The sequence below is a fragment of the Pseudomonas sp. B26(2017) genome (genome assembly GCF_002113045.1).
Taxonomy (GTDB): domain Bacteria; phylum Pseudomonadota; class Gammaproteobacteria; order Pseudomonadales; family Pseudomonadaceae; genus Aquipseudomonas.
Window position 1 is genome coordinate 311,487 of record NZ_NEJJ01000002.1, and the last position, 16,911, is coordinate 328,397.

16 protein-coding genes and 1 pseudogene are annotated in these 16,911 nt (G+C 61.2%); 10 read left to right on the forward strand and 7 right to left on the reverse strand.

What is annotated here, in order from left to right; translation table 11 throughout:
* Positions 1 to 8: 8 nt before the first annotated feature.
* From CAF79_RS04430 to coaBC, 3 genes and pseudogenes are all read right to left on the reverse strand, one after another.
* A pseudogene (locus CAF79_RS04430) lies at positions 9 to 1,385 on the reverse strand (phosphomannomutase/phosphoglucomutase); the annotation flags it as partial.
* 262 nt (positions 1,386 to 1,647) lie between these two features.
* Entirely contained in the window at positions 1,648 to 2,103 is a 456-nt protein-coding gene (gene dut / locus CAF79_RS04435; RefSeq protein WP_007954445.1) for a dUTP diphosphatase, read from the reverse strand.
* Between the two features lie 5 nt (positions 2,104 to 2,108).
* Complete coding sequence (gene coaBC, locus CAF79_RS04440; protein WP_085696823.1) at positions 2,109 to 3,317, reverse strand: bifunctional phosphopantothenoylcysteine decarboxylase/phosphopantothenate--cysteine ligase CoaBC; 1,209 nt, start codon at positions 3,315 to 3,317, stop codon at positions 2,109 to 2,111.
* A gap of 135 nt (positions 3,318 to 3,452) precedes the next feature.
* Here coaBC and radC point away from each other — a divergent pair, with 135 nt between their 5' ends.
* On the forward strand, positions 3,453 to 4,127 hold the full coding sequence (gene radC, locus CAF79_RS04445) for a DNA repair protein RadC (RefSeq protein WP_085696824.1): 675 nt from the start codon (positions 3,453 to 3,455) through the stop codon (positions 4,125 to 4,127).
* Between the two features lie 36 nt (positions 4,128 to 4,163).
* Here the strand turns inward: radC and CAF79_RS04450 are convergent, their stop codons facing one another.
* Positions 4,164 to 5,750, reverse strand: coding sequence for an ABC transporter substrate-binding protein (locus CAF79_RS04450; protein WP_085696825.1), 1,587 nt, complete (start codon positions 5,748 to 5,750; stop codon positions 4,164 to 4,166).
* A gap of 79 nt (positions 5,751 to 5,829) precedes the next feature.
* Here CAF79_RS04450 and CAF79_RS29095 point away from each other — a divergent pair, with 79 nt between their 5' ends.
* The 3 genes from CAF79_RS29095 to rpmG all read left to right on the forward strand — a co-directional run bounded on the left by CAF79_RS29095 (position 5,830) and on the right by rpmG (position 6,597).
* Positions 5,830 to 5,997 (forward strand): hypothetical protein, encoded by a 168-nt coding sequence (locus CAF79_RS29095; RefSeq protein WP_170929695.1) that lies wholly within the window; start codon positions 5,830 to 5,832, stop codon positions 5,995 to 5,997.
* A gap of 199 nt (positions 5,998 to 6,196) precedes the next feature.
* On the forward strand, positions 6,197 to 6,430 hold the full coding sequence (rpmB, locus tag CAF79_RS04455) for a 50S ribosomal protein L28 (protein WP_003177273.1): 234 nt from the start codon (positions 6,197 to 6,199) through the stop codon (positions 6,428 to 6,430).
* A gap of 11 nt (positions 6,431 to 6,441) precedes the next feature.
* The gene (rpmG, locus tag CAF79_RS04460) at positions 6,442 to 6,597 is read left to right on the forward strand and encodes a 50S ribosomal protein L33 (protein ID WP_003177274.1); all 156 of its coding nucleotides are present in this window, start codon (positions 6,442 to 6,444) and stop codon (positions 6,595 to 6,597) included.
* A 155-nt stretch (positions 6,598 to 6,752) separates the two neighbouring features.
* Here the strand turns inward: rpmG and CAF79_RS04465 are convergent, their stop codons facing one another.
* Together CAF79_RS04465 and CAF79_RS04470 are read right to left on the reverse strand one after the other, a co-directional pair.
* Complete coding sequence (locus tag CAF79_RS04465) at positions 6,753 to 6,968, reverse strand: hypothetical protein (RefSeq protein WP_085696826.1); 216 nt, start codon at positions 6,966 to 6,968, stop codon at positions 6,753 to 6,755.
* A gap of 81 nt (positions 6,969 to 7,049) precedes the next feature.
* The gene (locus CAF79_RS04470) at positions 7,050 to 7,412 is read right to left on the reverse strand and encodes a cupin domain-containing protein (RefSeq protein WP_085696827.1); all 363 of its coding nucleotides are present in this window, start codon (positions 7,410 to 7,412) and stop codon (positions 7,050 to 7,052) included.
* 235 nt (positions 7,413 to 7,647) lie between these two features.
* Between CAF79_RS04470 and CAF79_RS04475 the strand changes: the two genes are divergently transcribed.
* On the forward strand, positions 7,648 to 9,141 hold the full coding sequence (locus CAF79_RS04475; RefSeq protein WP_085696828.1) for an aldehyde dehydrogenase: 1,494 nt from the start codon (positions 7,648 to 7,650) through the stop codon (positions 9,139 to 9,141).
* A 183-nt stretch (positions 9,142 to 9,324) separates the two neighbouring features.
* Positions 9,325 to 10,470 (forward strand): MFS transporter, encoded by a 1,146-nt coding sequence (locus tag CAF79_RS04485; protein ID WP_085696830.1) that lies wholly within the window; start codon positions 9,325 to 9,327, stop codon positions 10,468 to 10,470.
* A 21-nt stretch (positions 10,471 to 10,491) separates the two neighbouring features.
* On the opposite strand, the gene CAF79_RS04490 is transcribed toward CAF79_RS04485, so the two are convergent.
* Positions 10,492 to 12,060, reverse strand: a complete 1,569-nt coding sequence (locus tag CAF79_RS04490; protein ID WP_085696831.1) for a phospholipase D family protein — start codon at positions 12,058 to 12,060, stop codon at positions 10,492 to 10,494.
* Between the two features lie 344 nt (positions 12,061 to 12,404).
* Here CAF79_RS04490 and CAF79_RS04495 point away from each other — a divergent pair, with 344 nt between their 5' ends.
* From CAF79_RS04495 to CAF79_RS04510, 4 genes are all read left to right on the forward strand, one after another.
* Entirely contained in the window at positions 12,405 to 13,067 is a 663-nt protein-coding gene (locus tag CAF79_RS04495) for a DUF1120 domain-containing protein (protein WP_085696832.1), read from the forward strand.
* Between the two features lie 129 nt (positions 13,068 to 13,196).
* A complete protein-coding gene (locus tag CAF79_RS04500) occupies positions 13,197 to 13,904 on the forward strand; it encodes a fimbria/pilus chaperone family protein (RefSeq protein ID WP_085696833.1) in 708 nt (235 codons plus the stop codon).
* Positions 13,904 to 16,327 (forward strand): fimbria/pilus outer membrane usher protein, encoded by a 2,424-nt coding sequence (locus tag CAF79_RS04505; RefSeq protein ID WP_085696834.1) that lies wholly within the window; start codon positions 13,904 to 13,906, stop codon positions 16,325 to 16,327. The genes CAF79_RS04500 and CAF79_RS04505 overlap by 1 nt, the downstream gene beginning before the upstream one ends.
* 13 nt (positions 16,328 to 16,340) lie before the next feature.
* Positions 16,341 to 16,883, forward strand: coding sequence for a hypothetical protein (locus tag CAF79_RS04510; RefSeq protein WP_085696835.1), 543 nt, complete (start codon positions 16,341 to 16,343; stop codon positions 16,881 to 16,883).
* Positions 16,884 to 16,911: the final 28 nt, after the last annotated feature.

Below are 16,911 nucleotides of genomic sequence, written 5' to 3' on the forward strand. Positions count from 1 at the left end.
ATCAGCAATCAGAACGGTAGTTGGAGATCAGGTGCAACGCGTTTCAGTTGGGCATGGAACACAGCCTTGATGCGCTGCAGTTCCGCCTCGTCATCGGCCTCGAAGCGCAGCACCAGCACCGGTGTGGTGTTGGACGCGCGCACCAGGCCCCAGCCTTTGGCGTAGTCGACCCGCACGCCGTCAATGGTGGTCAGGTCGGCGCCTGGGCCCCACTGCGCATCGTGCAGTGCATCAATGATGCTGAATTTGCTCTCTTCGGTCACATGGATATTGATTTCCGGCGTGGAAATATCATTCGGGAAGGTCGCGAACAGCTCCTCGGCCGAAGATTTTTCCTTGCTGAGGATTTCCAGCAGCCGTGCGGCACTGTAAATGCCGTCATCGAAACCGAACCAGCGCTCCTTGAAGAAAATGTGCCCGCTCATTTCGCCGGCCAACAGCGCGCCGGATTGTTTCATTTTCTTTTTGATCAACGAGTGACCGGTCTTCCACATTAGCGGCCGGCCGCCATATTCCTTGATCAGCGGGATCAGACGGCGGGTGCATTTGACGTCGAAGATGATTTCCGCGTCCTGGTTGCGCGCCACCACGTCACGGGCAAACAGCATCAGCAGGCGATCCGGGAACACGATGGTGCCGGTGTTGGTCACCACGCCGACGCGGTCGCCGTCGCCGTCGAAGGCCAAGCCGATGTCAGCCTTGGTTTCCTTGACCTTGGCGATCAGGTCGACGAGGTTCTCAGGCTTGCCCGGGTCCGGGTGGTGGTTCGGGAAGTTGCCGTCGACTTCGCAGAACAGCGGGATGACTTCGCAGTTCAGCGCTTCGATCAGTTGCGGGGCGATCACGCCGGCCGCGCCGTTGCCGCAGTCGACCACGACTTTCAGGCGCCGGGCCAGTTTGATGTCCTGGACGATTTCGGTGGTGTAGCGGTCGAGAATTTCGACCTGGGTCACGCTGCCCGTGCCGCTGCTCAGGTTGCCGGTCTTGAGACGCTCGTGCAGGGCCTGGATCTGCTCATTGGCGAGAGTGTCGCCGGCAATCACGATCTTGAAGCCGTTGTAGTTCGACGGGTTATGGCTGCCGGTGAGCATCACGCCGGATTTGCCGGCCAGCACGTTGGCGGCGTAGTACAGCGCCGGGGTCGGCACCAGGCCGACGTCGCTGACATGGCAGCCGCTTTCGGCGATACCGCGAATCAGTTCTGCCACCAGTTCGGGGCCGGACAGGCGGCCGTCACGGCCGACGGATACGTTCGGTTCGCCCTGGGCCAGGCTTTGGGAGCCAATGGCGCGGCCGATCCAGTAGGCGGTTTCGGCATTGAGGAATTCCGGCACGGTGCCGCGAATGTCGTAGGCGCGGAAGATGCTGTCGGGAAGCTTCGGGGCGACTTGGGCGGGGGTGCTCATCTGCGAAAATGCTCCATCTCGAAAGTGGCTGGACACGCCGGCGATTCATTCGACGGCAAGCTCAAACTGAAGGGTATGACGGCGGTTTTCACAGAGAGTTCGTGGTGTGAAAGGGCCATGACGCCTTGTCCGGCGTGGCTTTGGCCTGCCAATGCCTTGATTTTCGGCGCTAAACCTTGCAGATGACATTTTGAATTTCGTGGCAAGCAACACGCACTCGCCACGATGGATTTCTAATCGATCACTTGGTGCCGGAATGGCCGAAACCGCCAGCGCCACGCTCGGTTTCGACGAACTCTTCGACCATTTCGAAGTGCGCCTGCACCACCGGCACCAACACCAGCTGCGCCAGACGCTCGCCGACCGGCATGGTGAATTCGGTCTGGCCACGGTTCCAGCAGGACACCATCAGCGGACCCTGGTAGTCGGAGTCGATCAGGCCGACCAGATTGCCCAGCACGATGCCGTGCTTATGGCCCATGCCCGAGCGCGGCAGGATCAACGCGGCGAGGTTCGGATCGCCGATGTACACCGACAGCCCGGTAGGGATCAGCACGGTTTCACCCGGTTTGATCACGATGTCCTCTTGCAGCATGGCGCGCAGGTCGAGGCCGGCGGAGCCCGGTGTGGCGTATTGCGGCAGCGGGAATTCGGTACCGATGCGTGGGTCGAGGATCTTGGCTTGCAAAGCGTGCATGTAAATTAAACCTGGTTCAGACGTTCGGCGATAAAGGTGACGAGCTGGCGAGCGATCTTGCTCTTGCTGGTCTGGGCGAAAACCGTGGCGTGCAGCCCACGGTCGATGACGCTGCAGGCGTTTTCTTCGCTGTTGAAACCGATGCTCGGGTTGGCGACGTCGTTGGCGACGATCAGGTCGAGATTCTTGTCCTTCAGCTTGCGTGCAGCGTAGTCGAGCAGGTGTTCGGTCTCGGCGGCGAAGCCGACACTGAACGGACGGTCGGAACGGGTCGCGATGGTGGCCAGGATGTCCGGGTTGCGCACCATTTGCAGGACGAAGCCGTCACCGCTCGTAGGATCTTTTTTCAATTTTTGTGGGGCGACGACTTCCGGACGGTAGTCCGCGACCGCCGCCGAGGCGATAAAGATGTCGCAAGGGATCGCGGCTTCGCACGCGGCGAGCATGTCGCGGGCGCTGACCACGTCGATACGGGTGACGCGATCCGGCGTCGGCAGGTGCACCGGGCCGCTGATCAGCGTGACGCGGGCGCCGGCTTCCACCGCCGCTTCCGCCAGGGCGAAGCCCATTTTGCCGGAGCTGTGGTTGGTGATGTAGCGCACCGGGTCGATGTTTTCCTGGGTCGGGCCGGCGGTGATGACCACATGCTTGCCGGTCAGTGCCTGACGCTGGAAGCAGTCCGCCGCGAGCTGGGCCAGATCGGTGGCTTCCATCATGCGGCCCATGCCGACGTCGCCGCAGGCCTGGCTGCCGGAGGCCGGGCCGAAGGTCTTCAGGCCACGGCTTTCAAGGAGTTGCAGGTTGGCCTGGGTCGCCGGGTCGCGCCACATGGCCTGGTTCATCGCTGGAGCGACCGCGACAACGGCGTCGGTGGCCAGCACCAGCGTGGTCAGCAAATCATTGGCAATGCCTTGAGCCAGACGGGCCAGCAGGTCGGCGGTGGCCGGGGCGATCAGCACCAGATCGGCCCACTTGGCCAGTTCGATGTGGCCCATCGCCGCTTCGGCGGCCGGGTCGAGCAGATCCAGGTGAACCGGGTGGCCGGACAGGGCCTGCATGGTCAGCGGGGTGATGAATTCGCTGCCGCCACGGGTCATGACCACGCGCACTTCGGCGCCCTGATCGATCAGGCGGCGCACAAGGTCGGCGCTCTTGTAGGCAGCAATGCCGCCGCCGACGCCCAGAACGATGCGTTTCCGATACAGCCGCTGCATAGGTCTGCCTTTCATTTCGTTGGTGACATGCGTGGCGAAACCCCCTCCCCAGGGTGAATTCGCCCGCAAAAAAGATGGGCTACGATATCACAGCGACTGCTATGGAACAGCGGCGCCCACAGACAAGGAACGTGTATGAGTATTCGCGATTGGCCGGCGGCGGAAAGGCCGCGGGAGAAGCTGTTGGAACAGGGCTCGGGAAGTCTTTCCGATGCCGAATTGCTGGCGATTTTTCTCCGAACCGGCGTATCCGGTAAAAGCGCGGTGGATCTGGCGCGACACTTGTTGAATCAGTTCGGCAGCCTGCGGGCGTTGCTGGAGGCTGATCTCGGGGCGTTCAGCGAGCAATTGGGCCTGGGGCCGGCGAAGTTTGCCCAACTGCAGGCTGTGCTGGAGATGGGGCGGCGACATCTGGCCGAGCGCATGCGGCAGAAAACGGCGCTGGAGAATCCACAGGTGGTCCGCGATTACCTCAAGGCGATGCTGCGCCACGAGCCGCACGAAGTGTTCGGTTGCCTGTTTCTCGACTCCAAACATCAAGTGCTGACCTTCGAGACGCTGTTTCGCGGCTCGATCGACAATACGGCGGTGCATCCCCGCGAAGTGGTGAAGCGCTCGTTGGCCAATAACGCGGCGGCCCTGATCCTGTGCCATAACCATCCGTCAGGTAACACCGATCCCAGCCAGGCTGACCGATTATTGACCAAACGCTTGCAGAAAGCTTTGGAGCTGATCGACGTGCGGGTGCTCGATCACTTCATCGTTGGTGACGGGGAACCACTGTCGATGGCGGAGTGTGGCTGGATGTAGCTTGCAGCGACTGCAGTCGCTGCAAGCCGGGGCGGATTACTTGAGGGTGACCTTGGAGTAATCCTGCCGACCGAACGGGCTCACCGAATAACCCTGCACATCCTTGCGCGTCAGCGCATACGCCGTCGGATGCGCCAGCGGCAGCCACAGCGCCTGCTGCTGGATCTGCGCCTGCGCCTGCTCATACAGCTTGGTGCGCACACCTTGTTCGCTGGTGGTCTTGCCGGCGCTGATCAGTTTGTCCAGATCGGCATTGCAGTAGCGGGCGAAGTTGGTGCCGGATTTGACCGCCGCGCAGGAAAACTGCGGGGTGAGGAAGTTGTCCGGATCACCGTTGTCACCGGCCCAGCCCATGAACAGCAGGTCATGCTCGCCAGCCTTGGCACGACGGATCAGCTCGCCCCATTCGATCACGCGGATTTCCGCCTGAATGCCGATTTCCGCCAGATCCGATTGCAGCAGTTGTGCGCCGAGGCTCGGGTTCGGGTTGAGCAGGCTGCCGGACGGGCGCGTCCAGATGGTGGTCTGGAAACCGTCCTTCAACCCGGCCTTGGCCAGCAATGCCTTGGCCTTGTCCACGTCGTGCGGGTAACCCGGCAGGTTCTTCGCGTAGCTCCAGGTGTTCGGCGGATATGGGCCGTTGGCGGCTTCGGCGGTGTCTTCGAACACGGCTTTAAGGTAGTTGGCCTTGTCGAAAGCGAGGTTGATCGCCTGGCGCACTTCCGGCTTGTCCAGCGGCGGATGCTGACTGTTGATGCCGACGAATGCGGTCATGAACGCGTCAGTCTTTTCGACTTTCAGCGTCGGTTCTTCTTTTGCGGCCTGTACGTCCAATGGCTTGGGTGACAGGGCAATCTGGCACTCATTACGCCGCAACTTTTGCAGGCGCACGTTGGCGTCCGGGGTGATGGCGAAGATCAGCGGATCCACTGCCGGTTTGCCGCGGAAGTAGTCCGGGTTGGCCTTGTAGCGGATCGAAGCGTCTTTCTGGAACCGGTTGAACACGAACGGGCCGGTGCCGATCGGCTGGCTGTTCAACTTGTCGGTTGCGCCAGCCTTCAGCAGCTTGTCGGCATATTCAGCAGAATAAATGGAGGCGAAACCCATGCTCAGGGTCGCGAGGAACGTCGAGTCCGGGTGATCGAGGGTGAAGCGCACGGTCAGCGGATCCAGTGCGTCGATCTTTTTGATCAGCGTTGGCAGTTGCATTGACTGGGCATGAGGGAAACCGCTCTGGGCGACTTTGTGCCACGGGTTGGCCGGGTCGAGCATGCGGTCGAAGCTGAACTTGACGTCTTCGGCGGTCAGTTCGCGAGTCGGCTTGAAGTACTCGGTGCTGTGGAACTTCACCTGCGGGTGCAGCTTGAAGACATAAGTCAGGCCATCGGTGCTGACTTCCCAGCTGTCGGCCAGGCTCGGGACGACCTTGCCGCTGGCGGTGTCGAAGTCCACCAGGCGGTTCATCAGCACATCGGCCGAGGCGTTGGTGGTGGTCAGCGAGTTGTACTGCACCACGTCGAACCCTTCGGGACTGGCCTCGGTGCAGACGCTCAGGGCGGCGGCCTGGGCCAGTGGACTCAGTAACAGCGGGGCGAAGAGCAGGGGGAGGGCAGCGAGGCGCATGGTCGGCTTCCTTTACAGATCGAAGGCCCATCTGCAAGTGCAGTCTGGAAAAGGCCTACCCTAGTGGTCGCGATTGCAAATGACTATCCCCTTTTTGCATTTTCGCGGCTTCGCGGCTGAGGATTTGTCGGAAGAGACGGCAGGAAAAGTCTCGACAGCGGGTATGATCGATTTTCTTCGACGAATGGTAAAAATTGCCGGCAGCCTTTATCCAAGGCGCCTGCAGGCAGAAAAAGCGGCTTTTTGACCATTCTTTGCACACGGAAAGTTGTTGCTCCGTGGTCTTTCTGGTATAAAGCAGCGCTCTTTTCTAGGGGCCCGGTTCCTTCGCTTGTAGGTGTAGCCGGTAAGACCTCTAAAGAATCGCGGCGCCTGGCGCCACAATGACTAGAGATTAAGCGGCCAACCCATGCCGGGTTGGGCATGTGGTTTTAGAGGGCTGAGGCATGTCTAGAGTATGTCAAGTTACCGGTAAGGGTCCGGTAACCGGGAATAACATTTCCCACGCAAACAACAAAACCCGTCGTCGTTTCCTGCCGAACCTGCAGCATCACCGCTTCTGGGTTGAAGAAGAGAAACGTTTCGTACGCCTGCGCGTTTCCGCCAAAGGCATGCGTATCATCGACAAGCGTGGCATCAGCGTTGTGCTGGCCGAGCTGCGTCGCGACGGCAAGGTTTAAGGGAGCTAATCATGCGTGAATTGATTCGTTTGATCTCGAGCGCCGGTACTGGTCACTTCTACACTACCGACAAGAACAAGCGTACTACCCCGGACAAAATCGAGATCAAGAAATATGATCCGGTTGTTCGCAAGCACGTGATCTACAAGGAAGGCAAAATCAAGTAATTGATTTTTCCCGACTTACGAAAAAGGCCCGTATCTCACGATACGGGCCTTTTTTGTTGCCGAAAAGTCGTCGCTGCCGTGATCCTGATCCACAAAAAAGGCCTGCACCTTTCGGTGCAGGCCTTCTTGAGAGGGGGAGTTTCAAATCCGTCGGATCATTTTCGGTTCAGATTGAACCAGATAATTCCACGCATGGGGTTGAGGTCGACGATCAGGGTCTCGACGTTTTCAAGATCTTCCTTTTCCTGTTCCTGTTCGTCTGGATCTTTGACGGAGTAGCCGGTGAGTTCTTTGATGTAGGCCCTGACGGCCGGTACAAAGGGAGTACCGATCAGGTGGCTGATCAGTTGAAATGCGTTTTCCTGAGTCATGTTTTCATATCCTTATGATTGAATGTCCTTTGTGGACGTCAGGATTTTTCACTCTCCTCCGGCACTCCGTGCGATATTTATTTATTTTTTGTCTTCAAAAATCACATAAATCTTGCGGCACGCCTCCAGCACTTCCCAGGTGCCACGGAAACCGGCCGGAATCACGAAGCGGTCGCCGACACGCAGAGTCTTGGCATTGCCTTCGCCGTCACGCAGCACCGAAACGCCTTGCAGGATTTCGCAGTATTCGTGCTCGGTGTAGTTCACCGTCCACTGACCCACCGCACCTTCCCACACGCCAACGCCCATTTGCCCGCAGGGGCTGTCGTACTGATTGAACACCGCTTGCTCGGGATCACCCTTGAGCACTTTGGCCGGATCCGGGCGATAGCGTTCGGCCTGGTCCATGGTCAGGCTGATGTCGACGACGTTCTGGATGTTCATTGTTGTTTTCTCCCGTGATGACGGCGCGGTGGCGTGAAAGGGTCAAAGTCTATGTTGATTAAATTGAACGCCGCAAGGCTGTATAACTGCCTTATGTCAAATATATTGAAACAACCCCGGCCGCTGGTTTAGGGTGGCGGATGCCTTGGGCCGAAAAGCAGGCTGGCCGGGCAGTATTCCTGAGGACGACCGCGACGATCGCGGCGCTCGTATTGAACAAGAGGAGGACACTCGAATGACCACCCTGACTCGTGCCGACTGGGAACAACGCGCCCGCGACCTGAAGATCGAAGGCCGCGCCTACCTCAATGGCGAGTACACCGATGCCGTCTCCGGCGAGACCTTCGAGTGCATCAGCCCGGTCGATGGCCGTCTGCTGGGCAAGATTGCCAGCTGTGACGCCGCCGACGCCCAGCGTGCCGTGGAAAACGCCCGCGCCACTTTCAATTCCGGCGTCTGGTCGCGCCTGGCGCCGACCAAACGCAAAGCCGCCATGATCCGTTTCGCCGGCCTGCTCAAGCAGCACGCCGAAGAACTGGCCCTGCTCGAAACCCTCGACATGGGCAAGCCGATCAGCGATTCGCTGTACATCGACGTACCGGGTGCCGCCCAAGCCCTGAGCTGGAGCGGTGAAGCGATCGACAAGATCTACGACGAAGTCGCCGCCACCCCACACGACCAACTGGGTCTGGTAACCCGCGAGCCTGTGGGCGTAGTCGGTGCCATCGTGCCGTGGAACTTCCCGCTGATGATGGCCTGCTGGAAACTCGGCCCGGCCCTGTCGACCGGTAACTCGGTGATCCTCAAGCCGTCGGAAAAATCCCCGCTGACCGCCATCCGCATCGCCGAACTGGCCGTTGAAGCCGGTATTCCGAAAGGCGTGCTGAACGTTCTGCCGGGCTACGGACACACCGTCGGCAAGGCGCTCGCGCTGCATAACGATGTCGACACCCTGGTGTTCACCGGTTCGACCAAGATCGCCAAGCAACTGATGATCTATTCCGGCGAATCGAACATGAAACGCGTTTGGCTGGAAGCCGGCGGCAAGAGCCCGAACATCGTGTTCGCCGATGCGCCGGACCTGCAAGCCGCCGCCGAATCCGCCGCCAGCGCCATCGCCTTCAACCAGGGCGAAGTCTGCACCGCAGGTTCGCGTCTGCTGGTCGAGCGTTCGATCAAGGACAAATTCCTGCCGATGGTGATCGAGGCGCTGAAAGCCTGGAAACCGGGCAACCCGCTGGATCCGGCCACCAACGTGGGTGCGCTGGTTGACACCCAGCAGATGAACACCGTGCTGTCCTACATAGAGTCGGGACACACCGACGGCGCCAAACTGGTGGCCGGCGGCAAGCGCATCCTTCAGGAAACCGGTGGCACCTACGTCGAGCCGACGATCTTCGACGGCGTAAGCAACGCGATGAAGATTGCCCAGGAAGAGATCTTCGGCCCGGTGCTGTCGGTCATTGCCTTCGATACCGCCGAGGAAGCGATCAACATCGCCAACGACACGCCTTACGGTTTGGCGGCAGCGGTCTGGACTCAGGACATTTCCAAGGCGCACCTGACCGCCAAGGCCCTGCGTGCCGGTAGCGTGTGGGTCAACCAGTACGATGGCGGCGACATGACCGCACCGTTCGGCGGCTTCAAGCAGTCGGGCAACGGTCGCGACAAGTCGCTGCACGCGTTCGACAAATACACCGAGCTGAAGGCAACCTGGATCAAGCTGTAAACCGTTGACGGAGCCTGCTCAGGCGGGCCCCGAACGATACAAAGATCCCTGTGGGAGTGAGCTTGCTCGCGAAAGCGGTGTATCAGTCAGCACATTTGCTGAATGTGAAACCGTTATCGCGAGCAAGCTCGCTCCCACAGTGTTTTGGGGTGCACATAAAAATTATCCACAGGAGCGTGGACCATGCGTTGGGCGACGTATTTCGCCGTGTTGGCGTCTGTCTTGAGTGTTGGCCTGGCCCTCGGCGTCAGCATGCCGCTGGTGTCGTTGCGTCTGGAGGGTTGGGGCTACGGCTCGTTCGCCATCGGCGTGATGGCGGCGATGCCGGCCATCGGTGTGTTGCTGGGGGCGAAGATCTCCAGTCATCTGGCGGCGCGCTTCGGTACGGCGAACCTGATGCGCCTGTGTCTGTGGGCCGGGGCGCTGTCCATCGGCCTGCTGGCGTTGCTGCCGAGCTACCCGATCTGGCTGGTGCTGCGGCTGATGATCGGCGTGGCCCTGACCATCGTGTTTATTCTCGGCGAGAGCTGGATCAATCAACTGGTGGTCGAGCACTGGCGCGGGCGATTGGTCGCGCTGTATGGCAGCAGTTACGCGTTGAGCCAACTGTCCGGTCCGTTGCTGTTGGGCGCACTCGGCACCGATCACGATTACGGTTTCTGGGTGGGTGTCGGTCTGCTGATCGCTTCGCCGTTTCTGCTGCTGGGCCGCAGCGGCGCACCAAGCAGCGAGGCCAGCAGCGTGACCTTCGGCGATCTGTGGGGTTTCGCTCGTGAACTGCCGGCGATCGCCTGGGCGGTGTCGCTGTTCGCCGCGTTCGAAGCGATGATCCTGACGCTGTTGCCGGTGTATTGCCTGCAACAGGGTTTCACCGCAGAGATTGCGCTGGCGATGGTCAGCACCGTGGTGGTGGGCGATGCGCTCCTGCAATTGCCCATCGGTGCGTTGGCCGACTACCTGTCGCGCCGGACTTTGTTCACCGGCTGCGCCGTGGTGCTGATGCTGTCGAGTCTGGCGATCCCGATGCTGCTCGACACTTTGCTGATCTGGCCGCTGTGGGTGCTGTTCGGCGCCAGTGCCGGTGGCTTGTTCACCCTGTCGCTGATCCTGATCGGCGAGCGCTACCGCGACGATGCGCTGGTGCGCGCCAATGCGCATGTCGCGCAGCTGTGGGGCGTCGGTTGCCTGATCGGGCCGTTGATGGCGGGCGCGGGCAGCCAGTGGATCAGCGGTCACGCGTTGCCCTGGCTGATGGCGGCCGGGGCGTTCGGGCTGGTGATTCTGTTGTCGCGGCAAGGGGCGTTCGGCAAGGTGCCGGAGCCCGCTTGATGTGCCGGTTGGAGCGGGCTGCTACAGCATCCGCTCCAGTCCCACGGTGGTGCTGAACCACGCATTGAAGCGTCGCCACCAACTGCCCGGTTCCTTGGTCAGCGTGTGCATCTGGCCGTTGTCCTCGGTGACCCACACCACTTTTCCGTCCTGCAGTTTGGCTTCGTAACTCAGTGCTGGCGCCATGCCCTGCAAGGCCAGCTCGCGCACGTGAGCCGCCAGTTCGGGGCTGTCCACCAGCACACCGACCTCTGTATTCCACAGTACCGAGCGCGGGTCGAAATTGAACGAGCCGATGAACGATTTTTTGCCGTCGAAGATCATCGCCTTGCTGTGCAGACTCGAATCCGAGCCGCGATAGGACTTGCTGTAAAACAGGTGCGGGCCGCTGCCGTAGTTATCCCCAGGCTGGCGCCGCAGCTCAAAGAGCTTCACGCCATGTTCCAGCAGCGCCTTGCGATAGGGCGCATAACCGCCGTGCACCGCCGGCACGTCGGTGGCTTCCAGCGAATTGGTCAAGAGGCTCACCGCTACGCCGGCATCGGCGCGGCCGGTCAGGTAAACCAGCCCTGGCTGCCCCGGCACGAAATAGGCGGAAATCATCATCAGTTCTTTGCTGACACCCGTCAGCTCCGGTGCCAGTTGGGTCGTCAGCAGCAATTGCGGATCGGGTTCATCCTTGGCCAGCACCTTGCTCGGCGCGTCCCACAGCGCCTGGTTCCAGGCCCAGATCAGCTCTTTGCGCCAGATATCCATGCGCGGGTCGGTGCGGTAGGTCATCAACTGCTGATACAGCGCATGATTCTGTTTGCGGGTTTCTTCCAGGGATTCTTCCAGGCGCGTGCGGGTGTTCTGCAGGTCTTTGGCTGATGGTTTGCTGGAGAGGAACTCGTCGATCGGCTTGCTCAGGGCGCTGTTCCAGTACTGGTCGAAACTGTGCCCGAGCTGCTCGGCGACCGGCCCGACACTGAGCATGTCGATATCGGTGAAGTTCAGGTTGGGCTCGGCATCGAAGTATTCGTCGCCCAGATTGCGCCCGCCGACGATGGCCGCGCTGTTGTCCGCCAGCCACAACTTGTTGTGCATCCGCCGGTGTTGCAGCGACAGGTTGAACAGGCGTCCCGCCGCCCGGGTCACGCCGGTGCTGCGCCCCAGGTGCAGCGGATTGAACAGGCGGATCTGGATCTGCGGATGCGCTGCCAGAGTCGCAATGATCAGGTCGAGGCCGTCGCTGGTGGTGTCGTCCAGCAGGATTCGCACCCGCACGCCACGGTCGGCAGCCTTCAGCACTTCTTCCACCAGCATGCGGGTGCTGATGCCGTCATGGACGATGTAGTACTGCAAGTCGAGGCTGCGTTGAGCGTTGCGGATCAGCTCGGCGCGGGCGGTGAAGGCTTCGGTGCTGTTGGACAGCAGGCGAAAGCCGGACTGGCCCTTGTAGGGCGCAGCCTGAGCCTGTATCGAACGGCCGAACGCGGAGTCGGAGGCGGGCAATGCCTGGCTCGGTTCGCGCGGGACATCCAGTGAGGCGCACCCGGCGAGAACCAGGGCGGGCAGCAGTACAAGCGGCAGGAAGTGTCTGGAGCTCAAGTCGGATGGTTCCGGGTGTGGGCGAGGTCTGGAGTATGGCACGGTGCACGCCGCCTGTTGCCTGTTCGAGAGGGCAGTTAATCCGATCCCTGAAACAGAGCGGCTTGTAGCTTATGACTGTCGGCAGGACGCCTTTTCTTAAACAATTTGAGGATTTTTCCGGCTCACATCAGCTACACCCCACAGCGATTTTTCCAGCGCGCATTACTCCCTCGCCTTACATCGCTGTCAGGAAGCAATCTGAATAATGGCGGCGCTGATTCTGAGGCAGGAAATTTCCTGTTTTTCAGCAGAAGAAGCGCAGCTGGCCGTCATCTTTCGATTCTTATGGAGTGAGAATTTTCATGCGCAAGACCTTTCGTGCAATCGCTGTCGCCAGTGCCCTGAGTCCGGCACTGGCCATGGCCGCCGGTGCAGACCTGACCATCACCGGCAAAATCATCCCGACCACGTGTACGCCGGCCTTCACCGGCGGTAACACGGTGGATCTGGGGAATATTTCCGCCGCGGCACTGAACCGCGACAGTCAGACCGAACTGACCAACCACAATGTCACGCTGAATGTAAGTTGCTCGGCCTCCGCGCCCATGGCCATCAAGGTGCATGACAATCAGGCCCATACCCAACTGCAAGGTATCGTCATCGATGGCACCGATTGGGCGTTGTACATCTACGGAATCGGCGAGGTGGCAGGCACCAAGATCGGTGGTTACGGCCTGCGATACGGTACCCCCACAGTCGATGGCAAGCCGTCGATGATCATGTACAAGCAAGGGGGCATGACCAACTGGGACTCTCCGGATACCGCAACGCTGGTGGGAAAGAATGCCGAGGGCGGCAATCTTCGTTATTCGTGGGGCGCATCCCTGGCCGCAGGCCCGACGCCGGGCGTCGTGCACACCTTTCCCATGACGCTGGTGCCGGTCATCGGCCCGTCGGTGAACCTGCCGATCACTTCTGACATCGCGCTCAATGGCTCGGCAACGTTCGAGCTGCTCTACCTCTGACACCGCGCGCAACGCGCAACTAATCGACAGGCACCGGTCGCTTCCGGGCCTGTCCGTTCCAATCAATGTAATCGGCTGGCCTGTGGCCCGGCATGGATGCCGGCTGCGCGCTCGCCCGTGGACAACGTCATGAACGCCTTTTTGCGAAAAGCCATCGCCAGTGTGCTGCTGGTTTCCTTGTGGGTGCCCGGCTCGATCCGGGCGGCGGGAATGGTTCCCGAGACGCCTGTCGTCGTGCTCGACGAAGGTGTGGGTGAGGCCGGCATCAATGTGTTCAACAGCGAGTCGCATCCCGCGCTGCTGCACACGTCTGTCGAAGACGTGCCGCAAGACACCGAGTCATTGCTGTTGCTGACCCCGCCGGTCGCACGGGTCGAGGCTGGTGCGACGCAACGTGTGCGTTTCATTCTGCGCAGCGCGCAACCCTTGAAGACTGAGCGTCTGAAGCGCGTGATCTTCGAGGGCATCGCGCCGCAGGACTCGACGGGCAAGGCGCAAGTGAGTCTGAGCGTGCGGCAGAACATTCCGGTGATTCTGCGTCCGGCGAATCTGCCGGTCGACCGCGAGCCCTGGAAGCATCTGGTGTGGTCGCGACAAGGCGCAGACATCCAGGTGCGCAATCCCAGCCCGTACGTGGTGCGGCTGGGCCATTCGGTGACGCTGCTGCCGGGCCGGAAGGAAATGGATCTGGGTCGCACCTATGTGCTGCCCGGCGAGCAACTGACCTTGAGCGGATCGCCTGATCCGAGTCATGCGCCACTTCAGGTGCGGCTGTTTCCAGTGACCACCTACGGTTTCGCCATTGCGCACTTCGATGCTCCTTTGGTGACCAATTAATGCATCGAGGTTGTCTGGCCGGTGCGGCGTTGATCATCGCTCTCGGTACCGCCACTGTCGCCAGAAGTGCCGAGGGGCTGCCCGTGCAGTTCAACCAGGACGTGCTCAAGTCCCGTGGGCTGGATCCGCGTCTGGCCGAATATTTCAGCCAGGCACCGCGTTTTCGCGAGGGCGTGCAGGCCGTCGCGCTGTCGGTCAATGGGGTTGCGAAGGGGCGGGTGCAGGTGGCGTTCGATGCCGAAGGCGAGTTGTGTTTCACGCCGTCCCTTCTGGAGCGGGGCGGCATCCGGTTGGCGCATCGCCTCGAACCGGCGGGCGGATCGGGATGCGAGCTGTTCGCCCGGTATTTTCCGGACGCGGTGGTGCAGGTCGATCCGACGCAGGAGCACATCGCATTGCTGTTGCCCACCGATGCGCTGGTGCCTGATCGCCCGGCCGGTCGCAGTTTCCTCAACGGTGGCACGGCAGGCCTGTTCAACTACGACGCCTTGCTGCTGGACAGTCGTTTTGCCGGTCAGTCTTCGCAATTTCGCAATCTGAATGCCGAGCTGGGCCTGAATACGGCGGACTGGTCGTTTCGCAGCCGCCAGGTATACAGCGAGTTCGACGGACAGGATCGTCTCGAGCATTTGTATGCCTACGCCTCGCACACCTCGGAACGCTACCGGGCCAATCTGCAACTGGGTCAGTTGAACATGGTCTCGCCGCTGTTTTCCGGTGAGGCGTTCAACGGGTTGCAGGTGCAACCGGAATTGGCCCTGATGGCGCTGGACGATGACAGCGCCGGTGCGCGGGTTGAAGGCATCGCCTATTCCGCCGCGCGGATCGAAGTGACCCAGAACGGTGCGCTGATCTACACCACCGTGGTGCCTGGTGGGCCGTTCACGCTGGTGGGATTGCCCTTGCTCAGCCAGAGCGTGGATCTGGAAGTGACGGTGCATGAAGAGGACGGTCAGCAACGGCGTTTCATTGTGCCGGCGACGCAGTTGCGAGGTGCAATGACGGGCAGGGCGGCAGGTTATGCGCTGGCCGCCGGGCAGGTGCGGCGCTATGCCGGTGACGAGCGTGATGCGCCGTCCTTCGTCGCAGCCAGCAAGGACTGGCTGTGGGGGGCGCGCGGGCAGATCACGGCCGGCGCCATGTTCGGTACGGGTTATGAGTCGCTGGGCTGGGCATTGCAGGGCGGCGTCGGCGATCGCTGGGTACTCGGTGGCCGGCAGGTGATTTCCCGGGCACAGGATGAGGCTGTGTCCGGCACGCAATTGCAGTGGACCGCCAGCGGTCGGTTGAATGAAAGGTTGTCGACAAGTGTTGCGCTGACCCGACAAACACGGGGTTTCCGCACACTGTCGGACACCACTTGGGATTCGCGCAATGAGCGACCGTTCCAGCGAGTACGCAATCAACTGACGGCAAACCTCAGCACCAGCAGTCCGCTGTACGGAGGCTTTTCCACCAGTTACTCGCGGTTTTCCATGTTCGACGGGACGGCCACTTCCAGAGTCGCCCTGGCCTGGTCGCAGAGCATTCGGCGGACCAATGTGACATTTACGGTTGAACGGGATGTCGCCGGGGCCTCCAACGATGCTCGTGGCACCGCGGCCTATCTGAGTGTCAGTCTGCCGTTGGGCGGGCGCCAGACGTTGCACGGTTATGTGCGCAACGACGACGTGAGCGGTACGCGTAGCGGTCTGCGCTTCAATGAACAACTCAGCGACACCCTGGCCTACAGCATCGGAGCCGAGCGACCGGATGACGGCAGCGCCGGGTTCAACGGGCGGGTCAACCTTTTGCCCCGTTACAGTCAGATGGACATGGGCTATTCCCGCAGCGGCGCCGGCAACCGGAACTATGACATCGGCCTTCGCGGCGGTGCGCTGGTACACAGTGACGGCGTGACTTTGTCGCCTTATCCGCTGCGCGAAACCTTCGCCTTGCTCAAGGCCGGTGACAGCGCGGGCGTCAAGTTGAACACCCCGCGCGGCCCGGTCTGGACCGACTATTCCGGGCACGCCGTGGCGGCCAGTCTGCCGGCATACAGCAGAGGCCGCGTCGAGCTCGACACGGCCAGCCTGGGGCGCAACATCGATGTGCACAACGCTTTTCAGGAAGTCGAAGCCGGACGTGGCGCGGTGGCGTATCTGGCGTTCGACATGGTCACCGCACGTCGTCTGCTGTTGCAGGCGCGCACCGCCGATAACGTTCTTTTGCGCAAGGGCGGAGCTGTTTTCGACGCGCAGGGGCAGTACATCACCAACGTATTGGAGGCCGGCACGATCTTTCTGCCCGATGCCCGGCCAGACACGATTTTGCACGTGGTGCTGCCCGATGGCAGTCGCTGCCGGTTGGCCTACAGCCTCGGCGAACAACCCGATACGCAAGCACTGTACGAAACAGCGCATGCCACCTGCCACGCGGTTTAAGGAGTCAGTCACCATGCATCGTTTGAATAAAGCCACGATAGGTCTGGCGTTGCTGAGTACCGTGTTCACCGCCGAGCCGGCACAGGCGCAGTCGGGCTGTGCAGTCAGGCTGGGGCAGCCTTCCATCGATTTTGGTGCGATGACGCGCGGCCAGTTGCTGCAACAGCCCCTGGAAAATGACCTGTTGAGTTTCGGGCGCCGGCGGGTGCAGATCACCGTTCAATGTGAACGGCCAGCTGCGCTGCGACTCGATCTGGCGGCGCCGGCAGCGGATGCCGTGGACTATCGGTTTGGCGCAGGGACGTTGAGGGTCCATGTGCTGGCTGTTCGGGTGGATGGCAAAGCCGTGCAGTGGCTTGGCTTTGAACCGGGTGTCGCCTCCGGAGTGGCCGTCTGGCCCGCCGGGCAAAGCCTGATTCCAGCGCGGGCGGGGGTTGCACTGGAAGGTCAGCGCATGGACGTTGAAGTGGAACTTGAAGGGCGGGTCGGGTCAGCGCAGACCCGGGTTGCCGATCTGACCCGGTTCGAGATCGATGTGCGCTTTAACGCGTACTGAAACCCGGACTCGGGAGGCATGGCGGTAC

Bases quoted from the DNA above. Each gene is read 5' to 3' on its own strand.
- dut (WP_007954445.1), bottom strand. From the start codon at position 2,103: ATGCACGCTTTGCAAGCCAAGATCCTCGACCCACGCATCGGTACCGAA.
- coaBC (WP_085696823.1), bottom strand. From the start codon at position 3,317: ATGCAGCGGCTGTATCGGAAACGCATCGTTCTGGGCGTCGGCGGCGGC.
- radC (WP_085696824.1), top strand. From the start codon at position 3,453: ATGAGTATTCGCGATTGGCCGGCGGCGGAAAGGCCGCGGGAGAAGCTG.
- CAF79_RS04450 (WP_085696825.1), bottom strand. From the start codon at position 5,750: ATGCGCCTCGCTGCCCTCCCCCTGCTCTTCGCCCCGCTGTTACTGAGT.
- CAF79_RS29095 (WP_170929695.1), top strand. From the start codon at position 5,830: ATGACTATCCCCTTTTTGCATTTTCGCGGCTTCGCGGCTGAGGATTTG.
- rpmB (WP_003177273.1), top strand. From the start codon at position 6,197: ATGTCTAGAGTATGTCAAGTTACCGGTAAGGGTCCGGTAACCGGGAAT.
- rpmG (WP_003177274.1), top strand. From the start codon at position 6,442: ATGCGTGAATTGATTCGTTTGATCTCGAGCGCCGGTACTGGTCACTTC.
- CAF79_RS04465 (WP_085696826.1), bottom strand. From the start codon at position 6,968: ATGACTCAGGAAAACGCATTTCAACTGATCAGCCACCTGATCGGTACT.
- CAF79_RS04470 (WP_085696827.1), bottom strand. From the start codon at position 7,412: ATGAACATCCAGAACGTCGTCGACATCAGCCTGACCATGGACCAGGCC.
- CAF79_RS04475 (WP_085696828.1), top strand. From the start codon at position 7,648: ATGACCACCCTGACTCGTGCCGACTGGGAACAACGCGCCCGCGACCTG.
- CAF79_RS04485 (WP_085696830.1), top strand. From the start codon at position 9,325: ATGCGTTGGGCGACGTATTTCGCCGTGTTGGCGTCTGTCTTGAGTGTT.
- CAF79_RS04495 (WP_085696832.1), top strand. From the start codon at position 12,405: ATGCGCAAGACCTTTCGTGCAATCGCTGTCGCCAGTGCCCTGAGTCCG.
- CAF79_RS04500 (WP_085696833.1), top strand. From the start codon at position 13,197: ATGAACGCCTTTTTGCGAAAAGCCATCGCCAGTGTGCTGCTGGTTTCC.
- CAF79_RS04505 (WP_085696834.1), top strand. From the start codon at position 13,904: ATGCATCGAGGTTGTCTGGCCGGTGCGGCGTTGATCATCGCTCTCGGT.
- CAF79_RS04510 (WP_085696835.1), top strand. From the start codon at position 16,341: ATGCATCGTTTGAATAAAGCCACGATAGGTCTGGCGTTGCTGAGTACC.